Source organism: Spirosoma gilvum, from assembly GCF_054776815.1.
On record NZ_BAAHBH010000001.1, the window covers coordinates 238,062 to 254,516 of the forward strand.

Annotated in this window: 11 protein-coding genes; 6 read left to right on the top strand and 5 right to left on the bottom strand. The window is 48.1% G+C overall.

From position 1 onward, the window contains the following. From ACYVFD_RS00935 to ACYVFD_RS00950, 4 genes are all read right to left on the bottom strand, one after another. Entirely contained in the window at window positions 1-420 is a 420-nt protein-coding gene (locus tag ACYVFD_RS00935; RefSeq protein ID WP_461087603.1) for a hypothetical protein, read from the bottom strand. Window positions 421-798: 378 nt separating this feature from the next. Next, window positions 799-1,236 (bottom strand): nuclear transport factor 2 family protein, encoded by a 438-nt coding sequence (locus tag ACYVFD_RS00940; protein ID WP_461087605.1) that lies wholly within the window; start codon window positions 1,234-1,236, stop codon window positions 799-801. 59 nt (window positions 1,237-1,295) lie between these two features. Then, window positions 1,296-1,922: a DinB family protein gene (locus ACYVFD_RS00945; RefSeq protein WP_461087607.1), complete on the bottom strand. Its 627-nt coding sequence runs from the start codon at window positions 1,920-1,922 to the stop codon at window positions 1,296-1,298. 147 nt (window positions 1,923-2,069) lie between these two features. Then, window positions 2,070-2,921 carry a DUF6597 domain-containing transcriptional factor gene (locus ACYVFD_RS00950; protein ID WP_461087609.1) on the bottom strand — a complete coding sequence of 284 codons (852 nt, stop codon included), beginning with the start codon at window positions 2,919-2,921 and terminating at the stop codon, window positions 2,070-2,072. Window positions 2,922-3,155: 234 nt separating this feature from the next. On the opposite strand from ACYVFD_RS00950, the gene ACYVFD_RS00955 reads away from it, so the two are divergent. Further along, on the top strand, window positions 3,156-3,620 hold the full coding sequence (locus ACYVFD_RS00955; protein ID WP_461087611.1) for a hypothetical protein: 465 nt from the start codon (window positions 3,156-3,158) through the stop codon (window positions 3,618-3,620). Here the strand turns inward: ACYVFD_RS00955 and ACYVFD_RS00960 are convergent. Next, window positions 3,604-3,795, bottom strand: coding sequence for a hypothetical protein (locus tag ACYVFD_RS00960; RefSeq protein WP_461087613.1), 192 nt, complete (start codon window positions 3,793-3,795; stop codon window positions 3,604-3,606). The two genes, ACYVFD_RS00955 and ACYVFD_RS00960, sit on opposite strands and share 17 nt — an antisense overlap. A gap of 158 nt (window positions 3,796-3,953) precedes the next feature. On the opposite strand from ACYVFD_RS00960, the gene ACYVFD_RS00965 reads away from it, so the two are divergent. The 5 genes from ACYVFD_RS00965 (at window position 3,954) to ACYVFD_RS00985 (ending at window position 16,248) form a co-directional block, all read left to right on the top strand. Next, window positions 3,954-4,145, top strand: coding sequence for a cold-shock protein (locus ACYVFD_RS00965; RefSeq protein WP_461087615.1), 192 nt, complete (start codon window positions 3,954-3,956; stop codon window positions 4,143-4,145). A 288-nt stretch (window positions 4,146-4,433) separates the two neighbouring features. Continuing rightward, on the top strand, window positions 4,434-7,649 hold the full coding sequence (locus ACYVFD_RS00970; RefSeq protein WP_461087617.1) for a histidine kinase dimerization/phosphoacceptor domain -containing protein: 3,216 nt from the start codon (window positions 4,434-4,436) through the stop codon (window positions 7,647-7,649). A 5-nt stretch (window positions 7,650-7,654) separates the two neighbouring features. Then, a complete protein-coding gene (locus ACYVFD_RS00975) occupies window positions 7,655-8,395 on the top strand; it encodes a LytR/AlgR family response regulator transcription factor (RefSeq protein ID WP_461087619.1) in 741 nt (246 codons plus the stop codon). A 538-nt stretch (window positions 8,396-8,933) separates the two neighbouring features. After that, entirely contained in the window at window positions 8,934-13,100 is a 4,167-nt protein-coding gene (locus ACYVFD_RS00980; protein WP_461087621.1) for a hybrid sensor histidine kinase/response regulator transcription factor, read from the top strand. Between the two features lie 271 nt (window positions 13,101-13,371). Continuing rightward, window positions 13,372-16,248 carry a beta strand repeat-containing protein gene (locus ACYVFD_RS00985; RefSeq protein WP_461087623.1) on the top strand — a complete coding sequence of 959 codons (2,877 nt, stop codon included), beginning with the start codon at window positions 13,372-13,374 and terminating at the stop codon, window positions 16,246-16,248. Window positions 16,249-16,455 lie beyond the last annotated feature (207 nt).

Here is a 16,455-nt window from a genome sequence, read left to right on the forward strand (position 1 = left end):
TCAATATTGAGTGTTGGGACCGCTTACAACTATGCCTGTATTGTGATACATAGGATAGACGCTAGTCGTTAATGAGATTAACTTTGTATGCAGCCTAGTAGGATTAAAAGTTTCACCACATACTTGTTGGAAGGAATTACTATCTACTACACCACTTGCTTCAGCAGAACTATTGATTAGGGCTTTAACTAGGTTGGCTATCAATCTGCCTTTGTCCGCACTAGCCTTACAGATAAATAGATTGACTCCGCTCTCTAACTGATAATACAAGCCTATCATTTGACTGCTCGAGTCAGAACTGACCAGATGTTTGGTTTGGTTTTTAGCTCCCAACAAGACCATACAGACCAAAGCAATAAGGGCCCAAAAAAACAGGAAATGGGTCATTATGTCTGCCTCTATAATTCGTTGCAATTCCATAGTAGTAAAGTTAATAGCCGATTTTGTGAATTTATAAATCTGTTTTATAAATCGCTTATTTATTGGCTAAAGTATGAAAGTTTAGGCTAACTACTGTTTCTTCAAATGACCCAGTTACGGGGCAAATCCATGAATACGCTTCGTCTCACTTTAGAGAGTGCATTGGGAGACGATTAACCGCTAATATAGGTCAAGTGGCGTCGCCACCACGGTCCAGTTAGTAGCAAACGCCAAAATATGAGTTATCCGGAGCTTGAGGGCTTGACTTATAACGTAAAAACCTTCCGGGATTAGAGCTGGGGGCCTATGCCGTCCCAACTACTAACCGGAAGGTTTTCGTATACCTCAAGACACTATAAAAATCGGCAGGGAGGTCAATCAGGATAGTTGACTGACAAAACGAGCGCTATCCCAGTTAATGTCAACGTGCGTAATTCGGTCAGATGGATCGAAGCGGAAAACAAAGACATGATCGCTGTTGAACGTATGGCCTTTGCTGGGGATACCCATAAATTCATTGGCCTGTGTACCAAAAATCGTAACCTGACAGGTAATTACATCGCCGTCAGCCGTGATGGCATCAACGGTATTGTCGACATTCGGAAAGCAATCCATAATCAACTGCCAGACTGTTTTACCAAACTCCCAGAAGGTGCCTTTGCCATCTTCACCGAGGGGTATGAAATGGACGGTTGCATCGGGGGTAGCGAGGTTAATCATTCGGGCGGTATCGAGATCGCTATACGCTTCAAAAAATGCCAGGCAAGCCCCTTTGCGGGTCAGTTCAGCTATGGATTCCTGTTTTATTGTTTCCATGATAGTAAGGAATATCGTGATTGTGAAAATGAAAAATGGATGGATTTTAATCTGCGCAATTACTTTTCTGCGGTTTCCTTCGGGTAGTTTACGTGCGCTTTCACCTTGCGAATCTGACGTAAGTGTCGATCGACGTGACCCCACTGGAAAATATAAACCTGGTGCATATTACGTGGGTTATCGGTACCGGTCAGTTCAAACTGTGCACGCATATCCGTCTGGGTTTTCTCCACAAACGATAGGGTTTGATTCCGTAGCTTCAGAAAAAAGGTGAGGTTGTTTTTGCCTTCGATAAAACCCGTCGGGCGAGAAAAATCGGGGGATACATGTGGCGTATCTTCCATGATCCAGTTAGCATAGAACTGATCGGGTTTGCTGGTCTGATTGAGTTCAGGCTGGGGTTTGCTACGGCTTCCCATACTCACTTCCCGCGCCCAGATGATTTCCCACAAAGCGAGGTGTTCTACAATTTCGCCAATGCTCCAGCGATCGGGTGACTCCTTGAAACGCCATTGCGCCGGGCTTAGATTTTCGGTTTCCTGTACCACTAAATCGCGGGTACGTTTGAGGTTATCGATCGTGTATTGCCGATCGGCCTCAGTCCAGAGCTTTGTTGGGGCCGCGTTTTGTGCCAGCAATGGGCTGTGAAGAAGCGCTATAAGCCCACATAGATAGTAGGTTCGCATAGCTGTTAATAGTCCTGTATTTGTCCAGTAGTTGTTCATCGTTTACTTATTTGATTGATGAGGCAAAACTACAGGGCTGTCCCAGGTCGTCATTGTAAAATTGCGACATTCTGCCGCTTGTCGAGGAGGGTTTCTCTCCAGTGATCTCTATACATCCTGCTCCGACAGGTAATGCGTCAACTCAAGGTTGTTCCGGACATAGAGTGACGGATTTTTACCGGTAAATGCCGTAAACTCTTTAATAAAATGCGACTGGTCGTAATAACCGCAGCGATAAACCAGATCCTGCCAATCACTGATTTGCCAACGTTGTCCAGCCAGTTCAGAACATAAATAACTAATGCGCCGGATACGAGCGTAAAACTTAGGGCTGACTCCCACCCGTTGCAGAAATTTTCGCTCAAACTGCCGACGGCATAAAAAAGAATCCTCAATCAACTCGTTCATGTCTACAATGCCCCGATTAGTCACAATCAGGTTGGATGTGTGGTCGATACGGTCGGCATGAAGATTCCGTTTTACCAACTGAAAGGACAAAAACTGCTCAAGACAAGCAATTCGGGCCGTATGACTGGGTGCTTCGACCAGTTGCTCAGTCACATACTGTACAGATTTATCCAGTACATCGGTCAGCGCAATGCGCTCATCGGTCAATTCTGCCATTGGCAATCCAAACAAACTACCTATCCCTGATGGGCGAAAAACGATACCAACCATGCGGATATGGTCGGGCAGATGAAGTCGATATTGGCGGGTCGCCTGTCCGGTTACAAACGCTGTAGGGAGTAGCTGAAGCGTATTTTGCTGGGTAGTTTCTACAGAATAAGGCGTTCCTAGATTAAAGACAAACGACCCAAACCCTGACGGTGGTGATTCAATTACCAACGGATCTTTAGCAGATAGCATCCAGGTAGTTGTCTCAGGTTTATTCTCCCAGATATAATAGCATTCCACAAAAGGAGCCAGATGAGGAGAAGGGGAATATTTCTGGTAAAACATGGGTGGTCGCGACTGATCAACTATAGTTTACTAGTTAGTTATTTAAGCGTATATGTGTGCGAAATAGCTATTAAACGGGCGTTGAAATAAAGATAATCGAATGAATTAAAGCGAGCACTTAATTACTGTAAGCTTATGGAATTAGATCGTGGCAAGCAAACAACTGGCTAAAAATCTGCTAATTATAAACCATTAACCGTAAACCAGGTTCATTGTCAAAAACCAATGCCATTTATGGAAAACCAAGGTATCCACAAAGCACAGATTCCCAATCCCGCCTTAAGCGAATTGGGTCAATTGGTTGGCCAATGGACAACGGCTAGCACCCATCCCGCCGTCCCCAATAAAATGTTGCCAGGAAAAGCATCCTTCGAATGGATCGAGGGCGGTGCCTTTCTGAAGTGGTATTTAGAGGTCTATGAAGAAGGGTTTCCGGTTGGTATCGGCATCTTTGGCAGTGACGACGCTACAGGCGAATTATTTATGCTCTTCTTCGACGAGCGGAAGATTTCGCGAAAGTATGCGGTTTCCGTTGAGGGCAATGTGGTGAAATGGTGGCGCCATGCGCCTGGATTCTGGCAACGCTATAGCTGGACCATTACCGATCATGGGGATACCATCCTGGGAAAAGGTGAATTGTGCGAAGACGGCGAAACATGGGGAAACGATTTAGACCAGACCTTTACTCGTGTGAGGTAAAAGGCGTTTTTGTGAGAATAAGCGAAATCTCTACATCAATCAGATCGAAGGTAAGAAACATCAATAGCAGTTTGGCAATCACAAAACAGCTTATAGGCGCAATGGCAAGCGACATCATATTCATTGTGGAAACGGGGGAGGGCTTGTATTTTATGGAATTTGTTGGAACTGCCATTCTCGTAAAAAAACAGGTTGATTTAGACACATAATAAACGAGTAGTCAGCCATTGAAAAGAAAAATTCTTACTAAAGGCGCCTAAACAAATCATAACATCATCACTAACTTGGAATTCTAACAGATTCTGCTTTACTTGACCAAAATTTTAATCAGCAATGCAAACAGGAACAGTTAAATTTTTTAATGAAGGCAAAGGTTTTGGCTTTATTAAACCCGATGATGGGGGTGAGGACATCTTTGTCCATGTATCGGGAACTATCGATCAGATTCGAGAGAACGACAAAGTTAAATACGCTGTCGAGCGAGGAAAGAAAGGCTTAAACGCCGTTAACGTGGAATTGGCATAAGCCGACGCGGTAATCAAGTAAAATGAATAAAGACATGCCATTTCAGCATGTCTTTATTCATTTTAGAGCCTCATTGCTAAAGAATCTTAAAAAAAGTGCCTGGTAAGAAGTAGGTAATCCAGTTAAATACTCGAATCTTATTTAGTTCATTTATCACCCGCTCCGACGGATGGCTACTTATTTGTCGTCTTAACAAACATTCTCAGTCGTATTTTTACCGAGAGAGAAGTTCATTCTGGCTCATGTTCAACATTTCTCTGCTAACGTTGCGCATAAAGGCGTTTCAATATGAACCGTTTCACTCAGAAAGTAAGAAGACACTCTCTTTGCGTTGATAGTTGCCGTTGCCTGATACTAGCCTTTATCATCGCCAGTCATAGCTTGTCGGCCCAAAACTTACCGAAACCTGTCAGTACCGACTATACGGTTACCAAACGAATGCTTTCGATTGAGAATGGCCTAGCTTCACACGAGGTATTTTGTGGACTACAGGATGAGGCTGGTTTTTTATGGTTTGGTACCCGAAATGGATTGAACCGCTATGACGGTAAAAATTGTCTGCTCTTTACCCGACAGCGAAACCGACTACAGGACAACAAAGTAGTTCAATTGGCAAAAGCCGAGGCCAATCGCCTGTTTATTGCATACGGAAGTGCCGGCTTTCAGCTCACCACCAACGGGAAAGTGGATGTAATGGACGTCACAACGCAGGAAGTAAAACCCCTGACGGTGGCTTTTTCGAACCTGCCGTTTAAGGAGAAAGATGTATACTGGATAGCGAATGATGGAAGTGGGGGTGTCGTTTTTTTAACTGCATTCCCATTCCGGTTCTGGACCTATACAGCCCGAGGAGGTTTTCGGCTTCGCTACGAAATGAAAGAATGGAATCAGGTCGCCACTGCCAAAGACTTTCGGGTTACCGGCCCTTTCTGTGCTTTTGGGAGCGGTAAAGCGCTATTAAAATTAACCAACGCCGATCCACAATACCTAATCACGAAGGATACGGTTATTATCTTTCGGCAACCCAATGTATTACGTTCGTTGCCAATTGGTTTCACTCCTCAAAATGGCCTTTTACTAGCGTATAATACCCGTACCCAACCGGATACGTTTGCTCTGACTAGTGTGGGTGAAAGATTGGGATTAAAGCCCGTTGTAAACCTGAAAAAAGATAATCTGAATGCGATCAGTGGCCGGTACTGGTATCAGATTCTGCTCTCGACCGATGGCAGATCGTCCTTGTTGTACATTGGCCTGGATGCGCTTTATCTGTGGAATAAGGATACGTTTTTGAAAGTACTTGCGAAATCCGAGCTAAAAGGATTTGAAAACCTGTTTTTATACCAGCTTTTTCCGGATAACCTCGGTAACCTTTGGCTTTGCACTTCACTAGGCGTTTTTCAGCTACGTACTGAAAAGAATCGATTCGAACCTTATTTCTCCCTCAGCCGACAGAACGTTCAACCCAATAGCCAGACTAGAGGAATCTATGCCGATAAAAATGGCTCGGTTATCGCCAACGTATGGACGCATACGTTCAGCCAGTCAGCATCGAAAACCCAGGCGGTTGCCGATCTTGAAATAAAATACGCGATTACCAAACACCAGTCGACAGTTTACGTTGGTGGTTATAATCTGTTTCGGTATGATGAGACGAAGCATTCGATTGTACCGTATGCGGGTGGGGTAGGATCGGAAATCTGGTCGATGTTTTCGTTGAACGACAGCCTGCTACTTTTAGGTCGAACGACAGGTTTTTATCTATTTAATACCCATACGCACCGGTTCGACTCGCTATCTGTCCTGACACCCAACTCGCCCGAGCCGAAATTTGTGTACCGGTTTTTTAAAGGCAAAGACGGGGACGTTTGGGCCGTCGCCGAAAATGGATTGTATAAAGTGGTGGCCAAGCCTGGTTCTATTTCTGGACATGGCCTTCGCTGGGCAGTTGTCTACATCCAGTCCACCGTTTTAAACGGACTCAGTTTGCTCGATGCCTATCAGGATACAAGCGGAGATTTTTGGCTGGCCACCAATGGGGAAGGTCTTTACCGTTGGAATCCTAAAACGAACGCCATCCGACAATTTAACATCACAGATGGATTTCCTTCCGACGTGCTCTACCGGATCGAACCCGATGAGTTTGATAATCTGTGGATTAGCTCCGATTACGGCTTGGTTCGCTTTCATCGAAAAACGTTCGCCGTGAATACCTATACCACCGTCGATGGCATTACGCACAATGAATTTAACAGAACCTCCTCGTTTAAAGCGCTGGATGGCCGGTTATTTTTCGGGGGGATAGATGGGGTCAATGCGTTTTATCCGCGTGATTTCAGGGCCGATACCAATTCACTTCAGATACCACTTCAGGTCATTGCCTTTAATCAATTTGTTAATGCAAAGAATGAACTGGTCAATAAAACAGCCGAGTTGATCAACAAGCCACAAATTACACTAACGCCCGGCGATAAGTTCTTTACGCTGGAATTTCAACTGCTGGATTTTACAAAGGACGAAGGGCACCGGTATGCTTATAAAATCGAAGGCATTGATAAGGACTGGAATTACCTTCGTGAGAACTCAATTCGCATTAGTGGATTACCGTACGGAAAATTCACTCTACGCATTAAAGGACAAAATGGCGTGGGAGCCTGGAGTAAACGGGAATTAGCTATTCCTCTGACGGTCCTAAAACCGTTTTACCTGCAATGGTGGTTTATTTCGGTCGCCGTTTTGCTCCTTCTACTGGGCATTTACGTATTGATCAATTGGCGAATCAGGCAATTAGCCCTTGATAAACGAAAGCTGGAACAAACGGTCAACGAACGAACTGCCCAGTTAAAAAAATCCCTGTCCGAGCAGTCGGCGCTGCTGTTGGAGAAGGATGTGCTGATGAAGGAAATTCACCATCGGGTCAAAAATAATTTACAGGTTATTTCGGGATTGCTGGAGCTACAAAGTAAAAGTCTGACGGATGAAACTGCTAGAGAAGCACTTCAGGAAGGACAAAGCCGGGTTCGGAGCATTGCCCTGATTCATCAGAATCTTTACCAGCTTGAAAACCTTAGCACCATCGATTTAAACCGGTTTGTCAATGATTTGTGCAACCAGGTGCAGAGCGTATTTCAGAAACAAAAACCTGTAACGATTACAATACGTGTACCTGATTTGCATCTGGATATTGATTCTGCCGTTCCGCTTGGATTGATATTGAATGAATTACTGTCAAATTCCTACAAATATGCTTTTGCTGAAGTGGCAGCCGGTGAAATAAGGCTGAAGATAGAGACAATGAGCGAGGGAAACTATGCATTATTGTATGCTGATAACGGGCCTGGTTTGCCTGCTGGCTTTGACGTGAAGAGCGCCAGGACACTTGGTCTGCAACTGGTCAATGATCTGAGTCGGCAACTTGGTGGATCGGTTCACTACGTAACCCAAAACGGGGCTGTCTTTACCATTCAGTTTACCAATCGGCAAACGCGTAAAAACCTGGATTAACGCTCATGTCTGTTTTAAAAATAGGAGTCGTAGAAGATGAGCTGGTCATCGCCCGTACCATTTTACATACCCTTGAGGAATTAGGGTATTCGCCTTGCGGCCCGGCCATTAATTATACCGAGGCACTCGAATTGCTCGAACAGGATAAACCCGATTTATTGCTGCTGGACATCCAGTTAGCCGGGCGAAAAGATGGAATTGATGTAGCACAAAAACTCAATGATACACACCCGATACCCTTTATTTTATTAACGGCCAATAGTGATGCCGAAACGATTGACCGGGCCAAAAAAGTAAAACCGCATGCCTACATAGTAAAGCCATTTACAAAAGAAGAACTGTATGCAGCCATCGAAATTGCATTCAGTAATTTTACGGGCAATCAGACGGATGTAAAGCCAGCATCAGTGGTTTCGAATTCCGCTAGAAGTTTCGTGTTTGTAAAGGAGGGCTATGTGTTTCGGAAGGTGTTTTTTAATGAACTGCTCTTTCTGGAGAGCGACGCCAACTACGTAACCCTGCACCTGAAATCAACCAAAAAGATTATGGTACGCTCCACCATTCAAGAGTTTGCAGCGCAGTTGGACCCGACCCTATTTCTCCGCACTCACCGACGTTATTCGGTCAACATCAGTCTCATCGATGAGATTTTTCCAACGGAAATTGCTTTACAAGGCACTAAAATTCCGATCGGCAAATCCTACCGGGAAGAGCTTTTCAAAGCCCTGGGTCTAAACGAATCCTAATTGGAGTAAATCTAAAAAAGGGGCCGCGGCCCCGGACGGTCGCTCCGGGGCCCGGCAAATTCGTCATTTGGGAGAAAGACAGTCTCATAAACTCAGTTAAAATGTGAGATTTTGAAACGGTCCGCCGTCGCGGTTGATTCGTGAGATGACAATCGCTCCGGCGACCCGGTTGAGACTGCGCGTAGTCAGAATTCATGCCATCAGCAGAAATCCAGCGTTAGGGGCCTGAAACGGGCGTTTCAAGAAATGATGAACAATTGAGAATTATGCTGATAAGTGAAATCGTTATTAATAAGATTTATACCCGTTAAATGGTGACGTAGTTTAACAGGCACAAAAAACCGGATAACTTAAGTTATCCGTATATATTAACACATTATCCTTATTCATGGTATTTTGTTATTAAGAGGATATAGTAGACCCGTAGCCTGGGGACCTAGTAACTAGAATGAGCAAGACTATTTTCGTGGGGACCCAAAAAACGAGCGTAGGCCTTTTTGTTTTGGTCGTAACGCTATGGATTTGGGGCAGTATAGGTGTGCAAGCTCAGTCTTACACAGCCTCGGTGAAACACTACGGACCCGAGCAGGGCTTATCGCACCGGGAGGTGAACGCCATTTTTCAGGATAAGCAGGGCTTTATGTGGTTTGGCACTAAGTTCGGTCTTAATCGCTTCGATGGCTTAAAATTTACCACCTACACCAAAGAACGGAACGGACTCGATTTCGACGATATACAATCGATTGCTCAGGATGCCGACGGTTATTTGTGGCTTATGGGTCCTACTGGTCAGTCGCAGATCACGCTGTTTAACCCGTTAACCGGTCAGGCGATTTCCTACCAGGAAAAATTTGGTAAACAACGCCTTTCGACGGTGCCCGATGATCATTATCGTCTGCTCCGCAGCGATAAGGGCACTATCTTCTTCACCGACTGTCAACCCGCCCGGTTGGTTTCATACCATCCCCAGTCCGGGCTGCGGTATGTGACTTTATCACAGTTTAAAAAACTCATTGCCTTTCAGCTCACTAACCATCATACAATCTGGGCCATTGCCGATGATCAGTTTGTGCTTGAGCTAACTCTCGATGGGCGTATTGTGCACCAATTTTCTCATGAGCCGGGGTCAGTTAATATCTGTTATGGCCAGCGAAACGCCAGTATCGAGTTCTTCTACATCGCCCGAGCCCCGGTAAAGCCAGCGTTCGATATAGTTTATAGCGTAGACGAGTTGGGTAACCAGCGCGTAGTACCGAAATCGTTACTGTCATCATCAAATAAGTATATTTTTCCCGTTTTTTACGCCTTTGACCGTAACGGTTTAATCTGGGACGGAACGAGTTTACGGGGTGCAACCCAAGGCGTTGTGCTGACGATTGCCCCTCAGTTATCGGCCGAGCCCATTGTGAACCGAAGCTTTTTCCGCGACCGGAACGGTCTGTTCTGGCTAGGTACCAGTTTTGGTGTGTATCAGGTTGAACTGGCTGAGAACCACTTTCACCGCTTATTTTATGAGGACAGGAAGGACAAACGGGAAGCAGCTGTTCGGGGAATTACCGTCCTGGGCGATCAGGTCTTTGCCAATCTGGAGAAGTTTGGTTTGTATAGCACTCCACGATGGGGGGGGATCCCTAAGCGACTATATAGCCCCAGTACCTTCAAAACCGACAGCGATGCGTTCGCATTGGCGTATGGGTTAACGCAGGATGTACAGGGGACGCTCTATGGCGGTATTGGTAATGAGCTTGTTCGTTACCAACCTGCTTCCGGTATAACTAAGGCGACCAACCTGCCCAAACTCTGGGACGCCTGGGCTATGTATCCGCTGAACGCTCAACACTGGCTGTTGGGTGGACGAAGCGGGCTTTACCTGTTCGATACGACACAGGGGAAGATAACACCCTATGCCAGGTACAATCAATTTACCGAACTGGCCCAGGCGCAGGTAATGCACATTGCTCCCGACCGGCAGGGCGTCATCTGGATTTGCGCCAATACGGGCTTATATATGCTCCATCTGCAACAAGGTATTACGGCCCGTTACGGGAGCGGGGAAAAGCGGGAATTTTATTTGCCCGCTGAAAGCTACCATCATGTCTATCAGGATACAGCGGGCATCTACTGGCTGGCGACTGCCAATGCGGGACTGATCCGGTGGGACCGCCGAACGGGGACGTATCGCTCATTTCGGCGTAGCGAAGGCTTATCCAACGATAACATCTATGCTGTGTATCCCGACCAGCGGGGCCACCTCTGGATGAGCAGCGATTTTGGCATCATGCAGTTTGACCCCGTCCGACTGACGACCCGGACGTATCTGGTCGAAGACGGCATTACCCATAACGAGTTCAACCGGATTTCCCATTTTCAGGAGAAGAACGGCCGCATCTACTTTGGCGGACTGAACGGCATTACAGCCTTTGACCCGCAGGATTTCCAAACCCAGAAACCAACGCCTGAACTACGGGTACAGATCACCTCGTTTCGGCAGTACGGCAATTCGGTCGATCAGGTCGTAGACAAAACCGAAGAAGTGGTAAGCAGCCATACTATTACCATTCAGCCCGATGACCGATCCAGTACACTGGACTTTGCCCTGCTCAACTACATCAATGCCGAAAAAAATTTATATGCGTATCGGTTCAACGATCTGGATAACGACTGGACCTACCAGTCGGAGCCAACGCTGCGCTTAAGCAATCTGCCCTATGGCGAACACCCGTTACTAATTAAGGCGCAGGCCATTGATGGCCAGTGGTCAACCAACACGCTGACCATCAAGGTGATGGTGGTACGTCCATTTTATTTACAGACCTGGTTTTTGCTGCTGATGGTGCTAGGGGTCGCGGCTAGCCTCTGGGCCTGGTTACGGTGGCGAATCTGGCGACATCGGAACGAACAGCTCCGGCTGGAAGCTCAGGTTAGGCAGGCTACTGCCCGCATCGAGCGCGACAAAGCGATTATTGTGCAGCAGGCTGGGGACCTGCTCCGGCTCAACCAGACCCGTTCTCACTTTTTCGCCAATATTTCGCATGAGTTTCGTACCCCACTGACGGTCATCCTGGGGATGGCCGCCGGGCTGGAAGCCTACAAACCGGACGAAAAGCCTCAGCAACTGCGACAGGCGGCTGAGTTAATCAAACGGAACGGCACCAATCTGCTTCGGCTGATCAACCAACTACTGGACCTCTCCAAACTTGAGGCCGGTGAGATGCAGTTGCGCCCGGTACGGGCCGATCTGGGAGCTTTTTCCCGCTACATCATTGAATCGTTCCAGTCGATGGCCAAGATGAAGAACATACAACTGCGTGTTCTCACGGAGGAATGTGAAGCTGATTTTGATAAAGACAAACTTCAGGATATTCTGTCTAATTTGCTGACCAATGCCCTGAAGTTTACCCCCGAGGGCGGACAAATCGACTATCAGTTGCAGTGCCTGAATAGCTGGCAACCCTTGGGCCCGGAAGGATATTATGAAGAACTTACGCCAACGGATCATCTGGATACCCCCTGGATTCGGTTCAGCATCAGGGATACCGGACCCGGCATTGAGCCGTCGATCCTGCCTAAGGTGTTTGACCGTTTCTTTCAAGCAGAACCGCATCAGGCCGGACCTATTCAGGCCGGACCAAGTCAGGACATTACCCTACCCAGTTCACCGGTTAGTGGCACCGGCATTGGGCTATCGCTGGTGCGGGAACTGGTGTTGCTCATGCAGGGCGGCCTAGCCGTTCGGAACTGGTCGGGCCTGGATGAGTCTAACGGGGGGGCAGAGTTTGTGGTTAGCTTACCACTAACCCGCCAGGCCGAACCTATCCAGGCCGGGCCCGCTCAGGAGCTGTCGGTGGCTCCGGTTCTGACTAGCCCTGCTCCTGCGGAGTGGAGTAAGTCGGAAACGCTCTCCTCTACCGCCAATCTACCACTCCTGTTGCTGGTGGAAGATAATGATGACGTAGCGACCTACATTCAAACCTGCCTCCGGGCCGACTACCAGGTGATCCGGGCTGAAAATGGGCAGGTCGGTATGGACTTGGCGTTTGAGAAGAGCCCCGACCTGATTCTGAGCGACGTCATGATGCCCGTTAAAGACGGATTTGACTTATGCGATACGTTGAAAAACGATGAGCGAACCAGCCATATTCCCATCGTGCTGCTGACCGCCCGGGCAGCCATGAGCGACCGACTTTCCGGCTTACGGAGAGGGGCTGATGCCTATTTAGTAAAACCATTCCTGCGCGAAGAACTGCTGGTTGTGCTGGCGAACCTGATTCAGACCCGGCGGCTGCTGCAACGTCATTACCGCCAACGGGCATTGGGAAGCACCCCGCTAGAGAACGTTCCGGTCACGACTTCCGCCAACCAGCCAGACGAGCCTCTGGAGGATGCGTTTTTGCGTAAGCTTCGGGCCACCCTGGAGGCTAACGCAGATAATGCCCAGCTCTCGGTCGATGACATCTGTCAGACGATGGGCATGAGCCGCACGACCCTCCATAAGAAGTTGACGGCCCTAACCGGCCTATCGATCAACCGTTATTTACGAACCTTGCGCTTACGCAAAGCCCAGACGCTATTAGCAGATTCCTCCCTTTCCATTTCCGAAGTGGCGTATGGCGTTGGCTTCGACGACCCGAAGTATTTCAGCCGGGTATTTTCTGACGAATTTGGGATTTCGCCTGGAAATTATCGCCATTCGGCCCAGGGCTGAACAATTCTCCACCTTTTCGGAACAATTCTCCACCTGTTTCCACGCAGACACCTCTATTCTTGTGCGGTTGATCGGCCAGCATGGCCACCGAGCGTTTACCCAAGGGCAAAGCGGGCGCTGGCCTCCTGGATGGGTAGCTTAACGGGTTGGTTGGAGATCGACGGCTTTTTTACTTAACTCCTGTTCAGCAGGCAACGCTATGAAAACACATTTTCCTTGGAGGTTCAGTCCATCTGTCTTATTTCTCCATCCTCTGCTCTGGCTTCTGTTAATGAGTTGTATAGTCTTCAGGGGAGCGTGGGCCCAATGCCCAGCTGGCAATGTCACCTTATCCAGTCAGGCCCAGGTAGACGCTTTTCCTGCGGGCTGTACTCATACACTGGCTACATTAGTTATTTCAGGGGCTGATATCACCAGCCTGACCGCCTTAAGCCAACTCAGCTCGGTAGGTAGTGAGTTAAATATTCATGATAACCCCAACCTGAGTAGTCTGGCAGGGTTAGAGAAACTTACCAGCATAACGAATAATATTAACATCTACAACAATCCCGGTCTGAACAGTCTGAGCGGCCTGGGTTCCCTTATCTCGGTAGGGGGTAATTTAAGTATTCATGATAACGCCAACTTGAGTAGCCTGGCGGGTTTAGAGAAACTCACCAGCGTAAATAATAATGTTGGTATCTACAACAATCCCGGTCTGAGCAGTCTGAGTGGTCTTGATTTGATCACCTCGGTAGGTGCTTTAAGTATTCATGATAACCTCACCCTAAGTAGCCTGACTGCTTTAGGGAAACTCACCAGCGTAAGGAACAGTGTTGGTATCTACAACAATCCCGGTCTGAGTAGTCTGAGTGGCCTTGATTTGATCACCTCGGTAGGTGCTTTAAGTATTCATGATAATGCCAACCTGAGTAGCCTGACTGCTTTAGAGAAACTCACCAGCGTAGGAGGTGATATTGACATCTATAATAGTCCTGGCCTAAGCAGTCTGAGCGGTCTGAGTTCCCTCATCACAGTAAGTACTTTAAGTATTCATGATAATCCCGGTCTGAGCAGTCTAAGCGGCCTGAGTTCCCTCACCTCGGTAAGGGGTAATTTATTTATTTATGATAACCTCACCCTAAGTAGCCTGATTGCTTTAGAGAAACTCACCAGCGTAAATAATAATGTTGGTATCTACAACAATCCCGGTCTGAGCAGTCTGAGTGGCCTTGATTTGATCACCTCGGTAGGGGGTAATTTAATTATCCATGATAATGCCAACCTGAGTAGCCTGACTGCTTTAGAGAAACTCACCAGCTTAGTAAATAGTATCTACATCTATAATAGTCCTGGCCTAAGCAGTCTGAGCGGTCTGAGTTCCCTCACCTCGGTAGGTGCTTTAAGTATTCATGATAACCTCAACCTGAGTAGCCTAACGGGTTTGGAAAAGATCACCCGCGTTGGGACGGGTGTTGAGATCTACAACAATCTCGGTCTGAGCAGCCTGAGCGGCCTTAACTCCCTCGCCTTGGTAGGCAGTGATTTAAATATTCATGATAATACCAACCTGAGTAGTCTGATGGGTTTAGAAAAGCTCACTAGCGTAACCAATTCTGTTAACATCTATAACAATGCTAGCCTGAGTAGTCTGAGCGGGCCTGGCTCTCTCACCTCGGTAGGGAGTAATCTAAGTATTCATGATAATCCTAACTTAACCAGTCTGACGGGTTTAGAGAAGCTCACTAGGGTAGGGCAGGACTTTGGCCTCTACAACAATGCCAGTCTGAGCAGCCTGAGCGGCCTGGAATCCCTCACCTCGGTAGGAAGTCAGTTAAGTATTCATGATAATCCCAACCTGATTACGTGCGCCATTGCCTCCATTTGTAGCCTGCTAGCGGCCTCGGTGTCCAGCGACATTCGCAACAATGCCCCCGGCTGTAATTCCAGTGCCGAGGTGAGCGCCCTTTGCGCCGGGCTAACAATAACGGACTTCTCCGCCAATCCGGTGGTCGTCTGTGAAGGCAGCCCCCTGACCTTCACCGCTACGGTGGGTAATGCCGCCCTGCCGTACGCCTTCACGCTCACCAATGGTAGCAGCGCACCGCCCACCAGCACCACCATGGGCACCGCCAGCAGCCGGGCCTTCAGCCTGAGTCTATTGGTCACAGGTACTGGTAGCCAGAGTTACACCCTGACGGTCAGTAGCGGGGGGCAGCTCATCAGTGCTACTACCAGCTTAACAGTCACCCCCCCGCCTTCCGCTTCTATCCTCACTCCGGCCAGTAGTACCCTTAGCTGTACCACTACCAGCCTCAGCCTGACAGCTACTGGGGGCAAAACTTACCGCTGGGATAATGCCACCACCAATGCAGTCCGAACGGTGAATGCCAGTGGGACTTACTCCGTCACCGTTACGGGAGCCAGTGGTTGTACGGCCGTAGCCACCCAGTCTATTTTTAGCAACACTGCACTGAGTATTGGGGCTGGTTCCTCGTTGCCGCAGGCGAATGTGGGCGTCGTGGTGAGCCTGACTGCAACAGGGGCTACTACCTACCAGTGGAGCGGTCCCAGTTCAGCCTCCCTAAGTAGTCCGGCTACTGGCTCGGCGATCTCGGCTAGCCTAACCACGGCGGGCATACAGACCTTTACGGTGGTGGGCAGTAGTGGGGTTTGTAGCCAGAGTGCCCTGGTGAGTGTAACGGCCCTGGCGGGCCCTGATCTGTCGGCGATCATGAGCCTGCCGGATGCCAACTTCTCGGTTGGTGAAAGTAAAGGCCTGCTGATGCAGGTGCAGGAGGTCAATGGGTCTCCAACCTCAGGCAGTATTGTCATCACCCTCACCGTGCCGACGGGCTACCGTGTCAGCTTCGACAACAGCCTGACCAGCATCAATGTGTCGGGTGGCGAGAACAATCCGATAGTGGTGCAGAACAACAAATGGCATGTGAGTAGCCAGGTGGCAGGCCAGCAGTTGAGTCTGGCCATCAATGGGGGTGAGTCGGTGGGGGCGAATGGGGTGTTGAATGTAGGTTTCACCATCAGCCGGACCACGGCTAATTCGGGCAGCAGTTCCAACATCACCATCAATGTGGCTGATGATGGGAGTGGTAGTTATGATGTGAACCGGCTCAACAACGTGTATGCCCGGATTATAACGGGATTGTGAGTCCATTCTCTATCCAACTAATAATGAAATGGAGGATTTATTGTGGACAAATAGCCCAAAGCTAATTGTCTCAATAAACCCTCCAACCTGAGACGAATGAACGTTCATGCATCTTCACCAAAAATGGAGTCATTCATGAACCAACCGTTATTTCTCCCCCTGCCAGGCCAAATACCGGTAAACTGTCCCGTTTTCAGTTGACTTAAA

Bases quoted from the DNA above. Each gene is read 5' to 3' on its own strand.
- ACYVFD_RS00935 (WP_461087603.1), bottom strand. From the start codon at position 420: ATGGAATTGCAACGAATTATAGAGGCAGACATAATGACCCATTTCCTG.
- ACYVFD_RS00940 (WP_461087605.1), bottom strand. From the start codon at position 1,236: ATGGAAACAATAAAACAGGAATCCATAGCTGAACTGACCCGCAAAGGG.
- ACYVFD_RS00945 (WP_461087607.1), bottom strand. From the start codon at position 1,922: ATGCGAACCTACTATCTATGTGGGCTTATAGCGCTTCTTCACAGCCCA.
- ACYVFD_RS00950 (WP_461087609.1), bottom strand. From the start codon at position 2,921: ATGTTTTACCAGAAATATTCCCCTTCTCCTCATCTGGCTCCTTTTGTG.
- ACYVFD_RS00955 (WP_461087611.1), top strand. From the start codon at position 3,156: ATGGAAAACCAAGGTATCCACAAAGCACAGATTCCCAATCCCGCCTTA.
- ACYVFD_RS00960 (WP_461087613.1), bottom strand. From the start codon at position 3,795: ATGGCAGTTCCAACAAATTCCATAAAATACAAGCCCTCCCCCGTTTCC.
- ACYVFD_RS00965 (WP_461087615.1), top strand. From the start codon at position 3,954: ATGCAAACAGGAACAGTTAAATTTTTTAATGAAGGCAAAGGTTTTGGC.
- ACYVFD_RS00970 (WP_461087617.1), top strand. From the start codon at position 4,434: ATGAACCGTTTCACTCAGAAAGTAAGAAGACACTCTCTTTGCGTTGAT.
- ACYVFD_RS00975 (WP_461087619.1), top strand. From the start codon at position 7,655: ATGTCTGTTTTAAAAATAGGAGTCGTAGAAGATGAGCTGGTCATCGCC.
- ACYVFD_RS00985 (WP_461087623.1), top strand. From the start codon at position 13,372: ATGAGTTGTATAGTCTTCAGGGGAGCGTGGGCCCAATGCCCAGCTGGC.